Here is a 15,257-nt window from a genome sequence, read left to right as displayed (position 1 = left end):
GTCCGACGCGAAACGCATCGTCTCCCGATCCGTTCCGCCCGGCATCAGGAGCGACCGAGCTTCCTGATCGCCTCGGCGAGAGGCCGCTCGGATTCGTCGTAATCGTCCCAGGCCTTGCTCGTGGTCAGGAGCTTCGGAACCGTGCGGATCGTGTAGCGGGCGGGGGCGAGCCCCGCCTTCACTTGCGCCCAGGTCAATGGCATCGAGACATGGGCGCCGGGCCTTGCGCGCGGCGAGAGCGGCGCCACCGCCGTCGCCATGCGATCGTTGCGGAGATAATCGAGGAAGATCCGCCCCTTGCGCAGGCGCTTGGCCATGTTGACGACATAGCGCTCCGGCTCATCGGCAGCGATCGCCGCGCAGAGGCGGCGGGCGAAGTCCTTGGCGGCCGGCCAGTCCAGGCCTCCGCGACCGGGCTTCGCCAGCGGCGTCACGACATGCAGCCCCTTGCCGCCGGTGGTCTTGCAGAAGCTGACGAGGCCGAGCGCTTCGAGCCGTTCCTTCATGGTCCTGGCCGCCGCGATCACCGCATCGAAGGAAACGCCCGGCCCCGGGTCGAGATCGAAGACCAGCCGCCCCGGCACCTCCGGCTCGCCCGGCCGGCAATTCCAGGGATGCAGTTCGATTCCGCCGATCTGGGCGGTCGCGATCAAGGCCTCGATCCGGTCGATCTGGAGATAGGATTTCTTGTCTCCGAAGATCTTCACCAGCTCGAACAGGTTCGATGTGCCGAGGCCCGCGTGGCGCTGGAAGAACACCTCGCCCTCGATCCCGTCGGGCGCCCGCAGCAGCGAGCACGGCCGGCCCTGGATATGCGGCAGCAGCCAGGCGCCGACAGCCTCGAAATAACGGGCGAGGTCGAGCTTCGTGACGGGCCTGCCGTCCTCGGCATCCGGCCAGAGCGGCTTGTCGGGCTTGGACAGCGGCACGCCGAGAATATCGACCCGCCCGCCGCGTCCCGATACGGGCTTTGGCGGCGCGGTTTCCGTGGGCGGCGCCGGCAATTCGGTCTCCACCTCCGCCGCCGGCTTGTCCTCGCGCAGCCCCTTGAAGGCAGCTTGCCGGACCATGCCGTCGCCGGTCCAGCCCGCGAACTCGATCTCGGCGACGAGGACCGGCTCGACCCAATGCACGCCCGGAGCCCGTCGCGGTGCGCCCTTGCCGGTGAAGGGCGAGCTCTTGGCCGCGTGCTGCTTCAGCCGCGGCAGCAGCGCGTCGACCTTGGCTGCGCCATAGCCGGTGCCAACCCGGCCGATATAGATGAAATGCGGACCGCGATGGACGCCGACGAGCAGCGAGCGGAACTGGCCTGCCGTCGTCGCCCAGCCGCCGATGACGACCTCGTGGCCGGCCCGGCATTTCGCCTTGGCCCAGCTGTCGCTACGGCCGGAGACATAAGGCGCGTCGCCCCGCTTCGAGACGATGCCCTCCAGTGAAAGCCGGCAGGCTGATTTCAGCACCGCATCGCCGCCGGTCTCGAAATGCTCGACATAGCGCAGGGTGACGCCGTCAGCCGCGTCGCGCAGCAGCGCCTCCAGCCTCTCCTTGCGGGCGAGGAGGGGCCGCTCGCGCCAATCCTCGCCGTCGAGGAAAAGCAGGTCGAAGGCGAAGAAGACGAGGTTCTCGGTCTTCTCCTCGGAGAGGGCTGCCTGGAGCGCAGCAAAATCCGGCGCGCCATGGACGTCCAGCGCGACGATCTCGCCATCGATGATGCCGTCCGGCAGGTCCTTGAAGGCCTTGGCCACGGCGCCGAATTTCTTCGTCCAGTCGAGGCCCTTGCGCGTCTTCAGCGTGGCCCTGCCCCCGGTGACGCGCGCCTGGATGCGATAGCCGTCGAACTTGATCTCATGGATCCAGCCGCTCCCCGCCGGCGGCCGCTCGACGCTCTGGCAGAGCTGCGGCGGAACGAAATCGGGCAGGCCGGCCGGAGCGGTGTGCCCCGCTTTTGAAGATCGGCTGGCCGGCTCGGTCCGTGCCGGCTTGCCCGCGCGCGCATCCGCCGCCGATCCCTCGGTGCTGTCCCAGACGGCGCCCGCATCGATGGCCTGTTCGGCCAGCAGGAAAGGCTTGGGCGAGCGTCCACGCCCGGCCGCGATGGCATCCATCGTCCGGCCCGAGGCCACCGAGGTCTCGGCCTTCAGGACGGCGTCGCCGCCGGAGTCGACCGCATGTGCGTCGCGGTGCTTGATCAGCAACCAGTTGGTACGCTTGCCGCCATCGCGGTCATGCTTCATCCGCACCAGAACGAAGCTGCCCTTCAGCCGCTTGCCGTCGAGCGTGAATTTGAGATCGCCCTTTTCGAGCTGGCGCTGCGGACTCAGCTTGCCTTCCGGCTCCCAGTAGCCGCGATCCCAGAGCTGGACCGTGCCGCCGCCATATTGCCCTTTCGGGATCGTCCCCTCGAAATCGCCATAGGCGAGCGGGTGATCCTCGACCTCGACGGCGAGGCGCTTGTCGGCGGGGTCGAGCGACGGGCCCCGGGTCACCGCCCAGGACTTGAACACCCCGTCCAGCTCCAGCCGGAGATCGTAATGAAGCCGCGTCGCGTCGTGCTTCTGGATGACGAAGCGCAGGCGGTTGGAAGGAGCCACCGCGCTCGCATCGCTCGGCTCCTTCGTCTTCCGGAAATCGCGCTTGGCGCGATAGGCTTGCAGCTTTCCGGCCAAGGCTTCGCCCTCGTCTTTCGGATGTGCCTCAGATGATCGGGTGGCCGCCGGTCACGGCGATGGTCGCGCCCGAGACGTAGCTGGAGAGCGGATCGGCCAGCATGACATAGGCCGTCGCGAGTTCGGCCGGCTGGCCGGGGCGCTGCATCGGCACCTGCTTGCCGAATTGGCTCACGCTCTCCGCCGGCAGCGTCGAGGGGATGAGCGGCGTCCAGATCGGCCCCGGCGCCACCGCATTGGCGCGGATGCCCTTCCCGGCGAGCATTTGCGCCAGGCCTCCGGTGAAATTCTGGATGGCGCCCTTGGTCGCCGCATAGGCGAGCAGGCTCGGATTCGGCTTGTCCGCATTCACCGAGGCCGTGTTGATGATCGAGGAGCCCGGCCTCATGTGAGGCACGGCCGCCTTGGTCAGGTAGAACATCGCGTGGATGTTGACGGCGAAGGTGAGCTGCCACTCCTCGTCGGAAATCTCCTCGATCGCATCGAAGCTCGCCTGATGCGCGGCGTTGTTGACGAGGATGTCAATCCCGTCGAACTCATCTGCCGCCCGCTCGACGATGGCCCGGCAATGGGCGGGGTGCTGGATATCTCCGGGCATCAGCACCGCCTTCTGCCCGGCCTCCTCGATCCAGCGGGCGGTCTCGGCCGCATCATCGTCCTCGCTGAGATAGGAGATCAGGAGATCGGCTCCTTCCCGCGCGAAGGCGATGGCGACGGCCCGGCCGATGCCGCTGTCGCCGCCGGTGATGATGGCCCGCTTGCCCTTGAGGCGCCCCGAGCCGACATAACTCGTTTCGCCATGGTCGGGCCGCGGCGTCATCGCGTCGGTTCGGCCCGGCATCGGTTGCTTCTGCTCTGGAAAGGGCGGTTCGAAACGGACGGTCATCACGGCTCTCCTGCTTGGCGGAGCCCGGCTCGGCCTCCGCGCCTAGGCGGTCAGTGCTTGGAAGCGTGTTCCTTCTTCCCCTTGCGCTTGGTCGAGGCCATCTTTTCCAGCTCGGCCTCGCTCATCGATGCCTCCATCGATTTCGATGCGCCCTTGAGCCCGCTCTTCTTCATGGCGCCGCGCTTGGCCGCCAAAGCGGCGCCGGCGGCTTTCTGCTGCGCAGCCGATTTTGCAGGCATGATCTCCTCCTTCACAGGGGCGTCGATTGCCATTCCGACTGGTCAAAGCGCCCGAATTGGCGAATCACATCCGGATATGGCTGATGTGAAGACGAACACGCCGGGGGGCAGCAGGTTCCCGCTGCACTCGACTCTGGCGCACACCCTGCGCTCGACCGTGCTGTTCGCAATGGGGAAGTTCGAGGAATTCGAGCGGGCGGGGCGGCGAGCCATAGCCCCGAACCCGGGATCCGCCGGGCAATCGCCTCTACGTCATGGAGCGCTATGAAGAGGGCGTCGAATTCGTCCAGCGTGCGAACGCATGCGAATAATGCCGTCCTGCAATGGCATATGGTGTTCCGATTCTGGAATAGAATCTCAAGCGCGATTACGAAGATAATTTTAAGATTTCTATAAATACAAGCATCGATGAGAAGCACTATTTCGTACGCGTTATGCTTACGGGCGTCTGTGAGTATCTCGGTGTCAGGGCCAGGGAAGAGACGAATATCCCAATTATTCGCCATTTCAGGCCAAAATACGCCATTGAAATCTATGTTGATTGGTGCGGGCGCGCGTTCCAGGAAGATTAGATCGCCCATATCGTGGAGGGCCTGGGCAAGGCCGGGTTCGCGCTGACCGATACTCGTACCGATCCTTGAAAGAGCCGGAAAGCCGCGAATCTTTCCGTGCCCGACGCACGGCTTAAAATAGACATCCCGTCAAGAGGAGTCAGGAGCAGATACTGTCGCTGCTCTGGTCAGACGTCCGAAATGTGTTCCGCTCCGGCAGAGGTCGCGGTGTGACTACTGCGATCAGGGGGGGCGAACATGCTCGATCACGGCATCAAGGGTAAGACGGCTCTCATCGCCGGTAGCGAGAAGAATTTGCGAGCCGGGTGCTCTGCGCTGGCTATTGCCTGTGCCGTCTGGTCGATCACACCGGCGCAGGCGCAGGGCGTCTCCAATGAGCAATTGTTCAGGCTCGTCACCGAGCTTCAGGCCAAGCAGAGGTCGCTTGAAATCAAGCTGAAGGCCGCCGATGCCGAAATCTCGCGGCTGAAGGGTCCGTCTGGCAGTAGAGGTGCTCCTCAGCCGCGGCACCTCGTCACGAAAGGCGATGGCGTTATGCCGGGCGCCCAGCGCGGAACCGGCMCYCAGGCCGTCAGCGCCMCCAATRTCCGGCTCGAAGCSGGCGGYGGCTACAACGGCCGYTCCGGATTTGGCGAGATCAGYGGCCTGCTCGCAWTGCCGCTYGGCTCCKCCTTCGGGTTYCAGGTCGACACCATMGGYGGCATGGCCTCCAACACRGCCCTGGGCGGCGCTGCGGCGCATCTGTTCTGGCGCGACCCTGGGGTCGGCGCGCTTGGGCTTTACGGCAGCTATCTGTATGGCACCGGGAGCTGGGGAGCGAATATCTCCGGCGCTGGCAATACCGGCATGTACAACGCCAAGGGCGGCATCGAAGGCCAGCTCTATTTCGGCCGCTTCACTCTGGAGGGCCTCGCGGGCGTCGAGTGGAACAATTATAGCGGCKTCRSCAATASCKTCCTGGTSGCCARCAACGACAAAACCAGATTCTTCGATGATGTGCGCCTTGCCTGGTACGTGACCGATAACYTCAAATTGAACATCGGCCACCGCTACACYRGCGGCCGCAACCAGYTSGTGGGCGGCGCGGAGTATCTCACCAATTTCGGCAATACCGCCGCCGCGCTGTTCGCCGACGCCGCCTATGGCAAGAAGGCGGATGGCGGCTTCGGCCGCTCCTCCGGAAACGACTTCAGCTTCCTGGCGGGCTTGCGGGTCTATTTCGGCTCCAGTGGCACGAACGACGTGTCGCCGTGGCTTGGCGAGAAGACCCTCATCCGGAGGGATCGCGAAGACTATATGCCCACTTATATCGGCCGCGATGCGGGCGACCTGCCGAAGGCGCGTCAGAACACGGCAGCCGGCCAACCCGGCGCTCCTGGTACTCCTGGCACTCCTGGCGCTCCTGGTACTCCTGGCGCTCCTGGTACTCCTGGCGCTGCCGGTACTCCTGGCCCTGCCGGCCCTGCCGGCCCTGCCGGTCCTGCCGGTCCTGCCGGCCCTGCCGGTCCTGCCGGTCCTGCCGGCGCGGATGGTCCTGCCGGTCCTGCCGGCCCTGAAGGCCCACAAGGTCCTGTCGGCCCTGTGGGCCCTCCCGGCCCCTGATATCTCGAAGGGCCGGAGCTCGGCGACGGTGTTCCCCGGTGACGAAGGTCGTTCCGAAAGCACAATGATGACAGGACCCAGACTGGACTGTTACGCGTTGAGCGATCGGGTACCACAGCTCGTCGCAGCTCCGACCGGTCGCGATTGGATGCATGCGACGAGCGAGCACTTCGCCTATCGGCGAACGCCGCTCGCAATAGCCAGCGCCAATGGCTGGGAGCTGCTCAACCCGGCTGGCTTCTGCCACCTGGAACGGCAAGAAGGACGTTACGATTCGTCCTCACCAGCCGGGCGCCACATCGAAGAGGTGTCGTGGTGCCCGAAAAGGCCGGGTCTCTCGACGCCATGGTGCCGCTCCACCGCTGCTTAGCTCGAAAACCTCAGCAGGCTTGCTTGAGCAGACGTGCCAGGCGCCGGTYTGGGCCAATTTTACACGCCGGCCAAATGGCGGCGAACCTGCGACCTGGTCGAAAGCGGATCAAGCATCTCCGAACGAGGGCCGTATCTTTTCGTTCAGGTGAAGCTCAGGGCGCCGTCGAGTTTTGTCTGACAGTGACATTTGCGCGCCCGCATTAAAATCGGTGAAACGACGTGCTCGAGAACGACGTGGAATTGTGGGAAGAGTTATCGGTCGCGGAGCAAGATCGTGAGATTTGTCTGGCCTCTCAAGAATATGCTGAATTAGTGCGTCGGCTTTCCCCGACACAGCGCTGGGCAAAGCGGAGACGGGCCGAATTGAATGTCGCCATGGCATATAGAGCCGCTTTTGGCGAAGTTCGGATCGAGCCATTCTATGAAGGGCTTAAGCGCTCTCAGACGCGCCTGTTGAAGTTACGGATCGAGCGCTCCACCGGCATAGTGCCTGGCCAAGCCTAGCCGAAGCCCGGGACGATCATAGGTCTGCGACGGGTCGGAAGCAGACGCGCCGACCTAGCCCCGCAGCCCGCAGATAAGCCCCATTCACCGCCCGCCTCGAGCGGGCTTTTTATTGCCCGGAGTTCTCATGCAACCAGTCCCCAACTGGCGGCGCGTGCTGCGCTATGCTTGGTCGATCAAGCGTAAGACCGTATGTCCGCTGARCCGGAGTGGCTCGCCCTACACTGCGCTTCGAGGGTTGCTCGGAGTGGCCGAGCCGATCCTCAGCGCAGGAGGGCGAACCGTGGAGCAGCATACACGTGTCTTCTGACACCGAAGAGGAGGACCGGCGCTCCCGCGTTTCCGGCGGCGTCTATCACTCCGTCTCTGGCGGATAGGCCTCCGCCCGTTTCCGTGCCWCGCGTCAAACCTCTGGAACGCAGATGCCTAACCAACGTTGAGTTGCCGGCGCACGGATCAATTGGGAGGCAATCATGACGCTTGGCGAGATCATGGTCCTGCGCAAGGCGATGGGCATGTCTCGGAGTCAGCTGGCCGAGGAGCTGGGCATTCCACCCCCAGATTGGCAAGCCGTCGAATGCGGGAGAGCCGAGCTGCAAAGGATCCACATCTTGGCCATCGAGCGTCTCAGCCTAAGGTTCGCCGCTTCCACAGGATCGACCGAGGCCATCCCGGCTGACGTAAGGGACGACGCCTGTGCGGTCATCCGGAGGGAACTCGATGACGAGAACTTCCGAAAACTATTTCTCAGTGATCTCGAGCGGTAGCGGTTGTGCGGGGAGGAGCGGGTCTCCCCCGAGAGATCATGGACACCGTCGGCCATACAGATATCAAGCACGCCGAGCTTTACTCGCGCGAAGCGAAATAGGCGCTCTTGGCGAGCCGGCATGGGTAAGGTTGTGAGGTTCGTAAAAAGGCCGAAAAAGGTTGCTGGATACCGTTGGCGAACCATGCCGGCAACCCGGCCGGGAATCCTTTGAAATCAATCAATCCGCGGTCCTCGGCTGATAGCCAATATTTGAGAGCGATAGTGCTGGCGAGCTGGCCGCCCACTCGGAGCGTCTGGTAACGCGGCCTGATCGGCCCATTCTGGCAGCGAGGGCAGGGCGACGAGCTTGAACTTGCGCTCGCCACCGCCGAGAAGCACCGCAACCAAAATGACCATATGGTCAGAATATAAGAAGGCCGGTGGTTTGGTCGATGCATTGTGCTCCAGCGCGGCTTGCGCCGGTCGCCTGACGAGGAACGCTCGCTAGGGGTTCGGTCACGGAGCGTGGGGGCGCTCGAAATCTCYACCAAAGCTWCGGCTTTRTRTCGGATCAGCCTGATCCGGGACGTTCGGTGCCTCGCCTCGAATCGACTCGCGCTCCAATCCTGAAATCTGGYGTTGCGGYGTGCCGGGCAAAGCGTTCCAACAAGGAACGCCGCCATCCGAGTCTGAAGCTCGACAAGCCCAGCTTCACGGCCCCGTTTCTCGCCTGCATCTTCAATGACGATTATAGCTCCATCAAATCTCCGCGGCATTGCAGAAACAGGTGCCAACGCCATTTTCGCCCGACATTCTCGGTTCGAAAGTTCTGGGCTGGCTCAAGTCTGATCGGACCGTTTGGCTAAGCGCACGCCGACGCCGCCACCATTCTCAGCAATGAACTCAATCCCCGCAGTCTCAAGGGCGCGCCGAAGCGCTTCAATCGTGACCTTGTTCGCTCTTAGTGGCCCAATCGTAGGCTCCAATCGCTTTATCGTGGCGATCGACACGTTCGACAGTTCCGCGAGCGACTTTTGATCCATCTGCAGCAGAGCTCTCGCAGCACGGAGCTGTGCTCCGGTGATATTTATACCAAAAGTATCATTTGATGCCATAGGGCTTGATTTTCGTCCCGCATGCTCTTAGGCTTCCAATGTCACACGCGCCAACTGCCTTCTTTGGAGGTGTGTGCGGTCGAGCAGGGTGGTTGCAACACCATGCCCGACCTAACCAAAACCAAGCTGTCTGGAGCTCGGATCATGGCTGATTCCGACAATACCACGACTTTGCCTTTCGTCACGCGTGGACGGGAGAGTTGGACGACGCCCGTGGCTCGCTCTGCGGGTTGCGAGCCAACTCATGCCACGACGTTGGCGGACCCGGCCTTGGCGTTGTCATTGGCATGGACCGAGGCTCACGCCGTAACGGCCGAGCAGTGTTTGAAGCAGCAGCGGCTCGAGACCGCGCTGTTGGAGCGAGGGCCTTCTTCGGAGCGCGTCGACGGAAAACCTGCGAGCAGGGCAGGGGGCCGCGACGGCCTGAGGCGGGCCTACTCGAAAGCAAAGACCGCCGAGACACTGGCTGCCGAGCACCAACAAGAGCTCTTGGAGCGCCTAGCCCGGACGCCCGCTAGCTCGCTGGCTGGGATCGCCGCGAAGCTCTCTGTCATCGCGATCGAAGCGGAGGACAATACGGACCTGGCGGATTTTCCAGTGTCGCATGTTCGGTCCGCTCTGGAGGATCTCCGGCGTTTGATGGGCCGGACGATCGTCGATTCATGCCCGGCTCCGAAGAGCGACCGCGAAGACGTCGGCGGAACCGACCCTTGCCGGGCGCAAGGTCAAGTCATCCAACGGGAGAGGTGAAATGGCAGCACGGGCTGTGAAAGGGATCGGGCTGTTCGGGATCGCGGCTGCCTTGCTGTTGATCTCGAACGCAAGCAGCGCGTTTGCCGAAACGACCAAGGAACGGATCCTGCGCGAGGGTAGGATCGTCGTCGGTATCCATAACCGCTCGCCTTGGGGCTTTCGCGACGAGAAGACAGGCGAACCCACCGGATGGCACCCGGACATTCTCAAAGCTGCCTTCGCCGATCTGGGCGTGAAGAACCTCGAGTTCCAGGTGACCGAGTTCGGAGCGCTCATTCCGGGCCTCCTGGCGGGCCGTTTCGATGCTGTCGCATCCGGACTTTCGATCACCCCTGACCGCTGCAAGCAGGTCGCCTTCGGTGCGCCGGACCTCCAGGCCCCGGACGCAGCCATCGTCCTGGCTGGCAATCCAAAGAAGATCCATGGCTATGCCGATATCGCCGCTCGCGAAGACATCGTGATGGGAGCTGGTCGCGGCAGCGTCGTCACCACCAACGCCGGGGCGGCTGGCGTGCCTAACAGCCGGATGCTGCTGTTTCCGGACATCGAATCCAACCTCTCCGCGCTACGCGCCGGCCGGATCGACACGGCACTCATGGCATCGCCGACGGTCATCGGTCTTCTGGCCGGGAAGGGCGCGGACGGCCTCGAACGCGTCGCGCCATTTGACGTAGGCAAGGCACATACCAATTTCGCGGCGATCGCCTTCCGAAAACAGGATGTCGATCTGCGCGCCGTCTACGACGAGCAACTGGCCAAGCTGAAAGGCACCAAGGCCTTCGCGTCGATCATGCAGAAATATGGCTTCGGCGAACAGGAAGCCGTGCCGCCGGGCATCGCCACCGCCGACCTCTGCAACCGGAAGCAATAGGGATGCCGATGAGCCTGCTCGACATCTGGCTGGGCATTCTGCAAGGGCTCGGCACAACGGCCGCCGTCACTGCCTATGGCCTTGTTTTCGCCGTTCCCTTCGCGCTCGTATTCGGCGTCGCTCAATATCTGACGCACGGCGTCACCCGTCTGCTGGTGACCGGCATCATCGAATTCTGGCGCAGCTCCGCCGTCATCATCCTGCTGTTCGTCTTCTATTATGCGCTGCCCGTCGTCGGGATCACCTTGTCGGCCCTCACGGTGAGCGCCATGGTTCTCGGTCTGAACGCGGGCGGCTATGCCAGCCAGGCGGTGCGGGCCGGTCTTCAGGCGATTCCGGCCGGCCAGAAGGAAGCCGGCGCGGCCCTCGGCCTGTCGCGCCCCGCGATCCTTCTCTTGATCGAGCTGCCACAGGCGCTCGTCGCGATGAGCCCGACCTTCGTCAACACGCTGATCCAGCTGGTGAAGGCGACAGCGCTGGTCTCGCTCGTGACACTGACCGACATGACTTTCCGCGCCAAGGAAATCGCGCAGGTCGAATACAATCCCGTCGCGATCTACACCGCGCTGCTCCTTGCCTTCTTTGTCGTTTGCTACCCGATCGCCCTGGCCGGACGCTGGCTGGAGGCGCGTGTCGCCACACCCGGGAGCCGGTCCGGTGGGATTTGATCTGGCTTTCGCCTTGTCCAGCGTGCCGACAATTCTCGGCGCGATCGGCATGACCCTTTACGTGGCGCTCTTGAGCTGCATCGGTGCCGCTGCCATCGGCTTTCTCTTCGAGCTGGTGCGACGCGTCGGGGGCGTCGCCGGCCTCATGACCGGTTTCGTGATCGACTTCATCCGGTCGACACCCGTGCTGGCCTGGCTCTATTTTCTCTACTTCGTCCTGCCATTCTACGGCATTCGCCTCGGCTCGATGACAGTCGGCGTCATGGGCCTCAGCCTCTATTACAGCGGCTATCTGGCCGAGGTCTTCAAGGCCGGGATCGACGCCATTCCGAAAGGCCAGTCGGAGGCGGCCCGGGCGCTGTCCCTCAGCCGGCGCGATGCGCTCATCTACGTGATCGCGCCACAGATGCTGCGCAATATCGTGGCCCCGCTCGGCAATTATTTTGTCTCGATCCTCAAGGCGACGCCTTACCTGGCCGTTCTGGCGGTTCCCGAAATGCTGGGGCGGGGACGACGCTTGGCGTCAACGCCAGGGAGACGGCTGCCGCGCGCCGCCTGACCGGCATGGTATTCCAGAGCTTCAACCTGTTTCCACATTTGACGGTGCTGTCCAACTGCACGCTGGCGCTGCGGCGCGTTGCCGGCCGGAGCCGCGGCGAGGCGGAAGACATCGCCATGGCTCATCTGGAAAAGGTCAGGATACCGGAGAAGGCCATGTCCTATCCCGCCCAGCTCTCCGGTGGGCAGCAGCAGCGCGTGGCGATTGCCCGCGCACTCTGCCTCAACCCCCGCGTCATGCTTTTCGACGAGCCGACCTCGGCGCTCGACCCCGAGATGRTCAAGGAGGTGCTCGACGTCATGGTCGCGCTGGCCGGTGACGGCATGACGATGATCTGCGTCACCCATGAGATGAGCTTCGCCCGCGAAATCGCTGATCAGGTCGTCTTCATGGATCAAGGATGCATCATCGATCGCGCATCCGCGCGCGACTTCTTCGGCAGGTCGGGCCACCCCCGCTCACGACTTTTCCTGGAAACGATCCTGAAGCACTGAGAGGGCGTCGATGACGGGTTACACACAGGTCTGGACACCGCTCGACTTCGAGGCGGATGGGAAGCAATGCGACTGGCTGCGCGTGCCCCATTCGACCGATTTGTCGGGTTATGGCGTCGTGCCGATCCCCATCCTGTGCATCCGGAACGGAGCGGGTCCCACGGCCCTGCTCMTGGCTGGCAGTCATGGCGACGAATATGAAGGGCAGATCGCGCTGGCCGCGCTGGCGCGTCAAATCGATCCGGCCGATGTGAGGGGCCGGATCATCATCCTGCCCGCGCTCAATGCCCCTGCCGTCGAGGCCGGCCGGCGCGTCTCGCCGCTGGACGCGGGCAACCTCAACCGTTCCTTTCCAGGGGATCCCGTTGGCGGCCCGACGGCCATGATCGCGCATTACGTCGCCACCGTGCTCCTCGCCATGGCGGACCTTGCGATCGACCTTCACGCCGGCGGACGCTCATGCGACTACCTGCCATGCGCCCTGATCAGAAGCGGGGGAAGCGAGAAGGAGCAACGGGAGCTCGTCGAGCTGGCGGTCTCGTTCGGTGCTCCGATCACCTCCATCAGTGACGGCTCCGGCGGCGGCGGCAGGACGACATTCTCGGCGGCGGGGCAGAAGGTGGGGGTGCCGGTGCTGACCACTGAACTTGGCGGCGCCGCCGCGCTGTCGCGGGAAGGCCTCGCGATCGCGGAGCAAGGGCTGCGCCGCGTTCTGCAACGCTATGGCCTGTTGTCCGGCACAACCGCCGATCCTGGCTCGCCAACGCGCTTCATGCGTGTTCGGGGTAGGGGGGCTTTTGTCTACGCCATGCGCAAGGGGCTGTTTGAACCGGCAGCGGAACTGGGCGATGTCGTCGAGGCCGGCCAGCTCGCCGGTGTGATCCATGCCGTCGATCGGCCGTGGCAGGCACCGGAGCCAGTCTCCTTCACCGAAAGCGGGATGGTTGCCTGTCGACGTGCTCCGATGCTGACCGAGCCCGGCGATTGCCTTTACAAGCTCCTTGTCGACGTCGATCCCGGCTGATCGCTGCAAAGGCGCCTGATCGGAGCGATCATGATCCGCTGATGACCGATGCGCCCTTCGACGACCTGTCCCGTGGGCGTCAGTCCACAGGCCAGGTTCAGGTTGAAGGCGGCGAGGTTGGCGACGTTCACACTCGACATGACATGTGTGACGGCCGGCCGTTCCCGTGCGATCCATTGTGCGGCGAGGCGGATTGCCGCCTTGCCATAGCCACGACCCTGGAGGCGCGTGTCGATCCGCAGATTGTTCAGCGTCATGCAGCCTTTCTCCGCCCAGGCGGGCAGAGCGGCTTCTTCCCGCGCGACGATGAAGCCCACGGCTCTGTCGCCATCGCAAAGCGCGAAAGGAATCTGGCGTGGCGGGGAGGCTCGCAACTGATCGAAGACGTCGCCGATCGGCCCGCCGGAATAGGGTTCCTTGTCGGGGTCGACAGCGATGCCGGCGACGACGACCTCATCGTCAAGACCGAGCACACGCAACGAGACTGCCATTTGATTGATCCCCTCCGGACCGTCAGACCCGTGATCAGTCTTGGGCCCGTTCTTCAAGGCTGGGCCTGACGGAATCCGGGGATGGACTTGACGTGCTGCCGATCGGGACGAAGGCGCATCTGGCTGCCGGATCGTCCAGATGACGTCATGGCCGATGTCCGGGAACAGTCTGGCTCCGGAGACCGATCACCTGCTCCGCGACTCTGCCAGCTCCCAGGGACAGCATGCCCAGCTGCGCACGACGGGTCAGCCCGTCGTCGCGGCGTCGGCCAATATCGGTTCGCGAATGCCATAGGCTCGGCGGGCGCTTGCGATCGCTTCTGGTGTGACGTCGATCAACAGCGCGACGATGTCGCCGTCTTGGTGCTGCAGGATCTCTCCCAGCTCGACAATGCTCCACCCGAAGCCCCGCAGACGCTTCGGCCAGAATGATTCACAGACGACGCTGATTTGCCGGATGCCGAGTTTGTGAGCAGCCTCCAGCACGCCGCACAGGACGACGCCGGCAATCGGAGACGATCCGCCTCGGCTGCGCAGGGCGGGGCTGATGAAGAAACGCGTCCATTCGAAGATGTCCGGCGCCCGCGGCGGCCCGGCGGGTGCGAGTCCAGGAAACACGTTGCCGAGCAAATGGGGCTGCAGCGTCGGGACAAGCCGCGAGCCACCGACGATCTTGCCGACGCTGTCGAGCGCCAGCAAATAGACGGCATGCTCGGTGTCGAACGCATCCATCTCTATATTGATGGGTCGCGCCAATGCATGCCATTGCCGCCGTTTGACATAAATATCGTAGCGGATACGAAAATATCGCTCCAGTTCACGTCTGTATTGGCTTCTGTTTCTCCAGGTGACCACGTGAATTTTAGCCATGACCGCTCCCGACGATACAGGAACGGGGTAGGTCAACGCTGCTGGAAAAATTATGCCGGGATTCCGGGATTGCTAGACCTGGATTTCATATCTGCGCAGAGCTTTTACGATGGCGTGGGCGACGTTGATCGCATCGAGCTTGTCGCGAATGTTGCGCTGGTGGCTCTCGACGGTGTTCGTCGAGATCCCGAGAATACAGGATATGTCTTCTGTCGTTTTGCCTTGCGCGCTCCACTGCAACAGCTCGCGCTCGCGCGGCGTCAAGGGGGAACCCGCCTCGTTATCCGATGTGCTCTTCAAGCTCAGTTTGCGGAAGATGTGGACGCAAAGCACTTCGATCAGAGGCATGGCGCTGGGTGGTACCTCGACGCGGTCACTGCCTGCCGTCACCACCGCCGGGCCGGCAAGCGGAACATGGATCGGAACACAAATTCCATCCTTCATGCCGAATTCAGCGGCCTCATCCATGACGAGACGGCCTCGCGGCGTCAAACTGCCCCTGGGCAATTGATGCCAGAGGAATGGCTCCGCCGCGAGGCGGCAGTGAGCGGCGCAAGGGTCGTAAAAGAAGTGACCCGCGGACTTGTAACGGGCGAACCACTCGCTCCTCCATCCATCATGCAGGATCGCACGATGCCACTGCCTGTCGTGAGGGACCGGCAACCTGGCGATCAGGAAACTGTGCAGGCCATAACGCTCGAGAAGCCCCTGAAATATCTCGATGGCGCGTTCGGACGAATCTGCGGCGTCGATCTCGGTTATCGTCGCGAAAAGCTCCAGAACGGCCGCGCTCTTCATCGATAGACCTCGGCAGGTCCTGCAA

Annotated in this window: 14 protein-coding genes and 2 pseudogenes; 10 read left to right on the top strand and 6 right to left on the bottom strand. The window is 63.5% G+C overall.

Annotated features, from left to right (window positions below):
• Positions 1–44 precede the first annotated feature (44 nt).
• Genes ligD through AB4Y99_RS07620 form a run of 3 tightly spaced genes read right to left on the bottom strand, consistent with a single transcriptional unit; the run spans position 45 to position 3,791 of the window.
• Positions 45–2,666 (bottom strand): DNA ligase D, encoded by a 2,622-nt coding sequence (ligD, locus tag AB4Y99_RS07630; RefSeq protein ID WP_441522902.1) that lies wholly within the window; start codon positions 2,664–2,666, stop codon positions 45–47.
• A gap of 28 nt (positions 2,667–2,694) precedes the next feature.
• A complete protein-coding gene (locus tag AB4Y99_RS07625; protein WP_441522901.1) occupies positions 2,695–3,552 on the bottom strand; it encodes an SDR family oxidoreductase in 858 nt (285 codons plus the stop codon).
• 50 nt (positions 3,553–3,602) lie between these two features.
• Positions 3,603–3,791 (bottom strand): DUF3008 family protein, encoded by a 189-nt coding sequence (locus tag AB4Y99_RS07620; protein WP_038368869.1) that lies wholly within the window; start codon positions 3,789–3,791, stop codon positions 3,603–3,605.
• An 809-nt stretch (positions 3,792–4,600) separates the two neighbouring features.
• On the opposite strand from AB4Y99_RS07620, the gene AB4Y99_RS07615 reads away from it, so the two are divergent.
• The 10 genes and pseudogenes from AB4Y99_RS07615 to AB4Y99_RS07570 all read left to right on the top strand — a co-directional run bounded on the left by AB4Y99_RS07615 (position 4,601) and on the right by AB4Y99_RS07570 (position 13,073).
• Positions 4,601–5,965 carry a hypothetical protein gene (locus AB4Y99_RS07615; protein ID WP_441522900.1) on the top strand — a complete coding sequence of 455 codons (1,365 nt, stop codon included), beginning with the start codon at positions 4,601–4,603 and terminating at the stop codon, positions 5,963–5,965.
• Positions 5,892–6,335 carry a DUF6065 family protein gene (locus AB4Y99_RS07610; protein ID WP_441522899.1) on the top strand — a complete coding sequence of 148 codons (444 nt, stop codon included), beginning with the start codon at positions 5,892–5,894 and terminating at the stop codon, positions 6,333–6,335. Before AB4Y99_RS07615 ends, AB4Y99_RS07610 begins: the two co-directional genes overlap by 74 nt.
• A 979-nt stretch (positions 6,336–7,314) precedes the next feature.
• On the top strand, positions 7,315–7,608 hold the full coding sequence (locus AB4Y99_RS07605; RefSeq protein ID WP_038366308.1) for a helix-turn-helix domain-containing protein: 294 nt from the start codon (positions 7,315–7,317) through the stop codon (positions 7,606–7,608).
• A gap of 2 nt (positions 7,609–7,610) precedes the next feature.
• Positions 7,611–7,709: pseudogene (locus AB4Y99_RS07600) on the top strand (tyrosine-type recombinase/integrase); the annotation flags it as partial.
• Positions 7,710–8,848: 1,139 nt separating this feature from the next.
• Positions 8,849–9,454, top strand: coding sequence for a hypothetical protein (locus AB4Y99_RS07595; RefSeq protein ID WP_441522898.1), 606 nt, complete (start codon positions 8,849–8,851; stop codon positions 9,452–9,454).
• A gap of 1 nt (position 9,455) precedes the next feature.
• On the top strand, positions 9,456–10,328 hold the full coding sequence (gene ehuB / locus AB4Y99_RS07590) for an ectoine/hydroxyectoine ABC transporter substrate-binding protein EhuB (protein ID WP_441522897.1): 873 nt from the start codon (positions 9,456–9,458) through the stop codon (positions 10,326–10,328).
• Positions 10,329–10,336: 8 nt separating this feature from the next.
• Positions 10,337–10,996: an amino acid ABC transporter permease gene (locus AB4Y99_RS07585; RefSeq protein WP_441522923.1), complete on the top strand. Its 660-nt coding sequence runs from the start codon at positions 10,337–10,339 to the stop codon at positions 10,994–10,996.
• Positions 10,986–11,555 carry an amino acid ABC transporter permease gene (locus AB4Y99_RS07580; protein ID WP_441522896.1) on the top strand — a complete coding sequence of 190 codons (570 nt, stop codon included), beginning with the start codon at positions 10,986–10,988 and terminating at the stop codon, positions 11,553–11,555. The genes AB4Y99_RS07585 and AB4Y99_RS07580 overlap by 11 nt, the downstream gene beginning before the upstream one ends.
• Positions 11,504–12,049, top strand: a pseudogene (locus AB4Y99_RS07575) (amino acid ABC transporter ATP-binding protein); the annotation flags it as partial. The gene AB4Y99_RS07580 and the pseudogene AB4Y99_RS07575, both read left to right, overlap by 52 nt.
• Positions 12,050–12,131: 82 nt before the next feature.
• Positions 12,132–13,073 carry a succinylglutamate desuccinylase/aspartoacylase family protein gene (locus AB4Y99_RS07570; protein ID WP_441522895.1) on the top strand — a complete coding sequence of 314 codons (942 nt, stop codon included), beginning with the start codon at positions 12,132–12,134 and terminating at the stop codon, positions 13,071–13,073.
• On the opposite strand, the gene AB4Y99_RS07565 is transcribed toward AB4Y99_RS07570, so the two are convergent.
• The 3 genes from AB4Y99_RS07565 to AB4Y99_RS07555 all read right to left on the bottom strand — a co-directional run bounded on the left by AB4Y99_RS07565 (position 13,040) and on the right by AB4Y99_RS07555 (position 15,232).
• A complete protein-coding gene (locus tag AB4Y99_RS07565; protein WP_441522894.1) occupies positions 13,040–13,621 on the bottom strand; it encodes a GNAT family N-acetyltransferase in 582 nt (193 codons plus the stop codon). The two genes, AB4Y99_RS07570 and AB4Y99_RS07565, sit on opposite strands and share 34 nt — an antisense overlap.
• Before the next feature lie 189 nt (positions 13,622–13,810).
• Entirely contained in the window at positions 13,811–14,434 is a 624-nt protein-coding gene (locus AB4Y99_RS07560; protein WP_441522893.1) for an acyl-homoserine-lactone synthase, read from the bottom strand.
• A 72-nt stretch (positions 14,435–14,506) separates the two neighbouring features.
• The gene (locus AB4Y99_RS07555) at positions 14,507–15,232 is read right to left on the bottom strand and encodes a helix-turn-helix transcriptional regulator (RefSeq protein ID WP_441522892.1); all 726 of its coding nucleotides are present in this window, start codon (positions 15,230–15,232) and stop codon (positions 14,507–14,509) included.
• Positions 15,233–15,257 lie beyond the last annotated feature (25 nt).

This window comes from Allobosea sp. TAB14 (assembly GCF_052113865.1).
Taxonomy (GTDB): domain Bacteria; phylum Pseudomonadota; class Alphaproteobacteria; order Rhizobiales; family Beijerinckiaceae; genus Allobosea; species Allobosea spartocytisi.
This window is presented reverse-complemented; position numbering and strand designations above follow the sequence as displayed.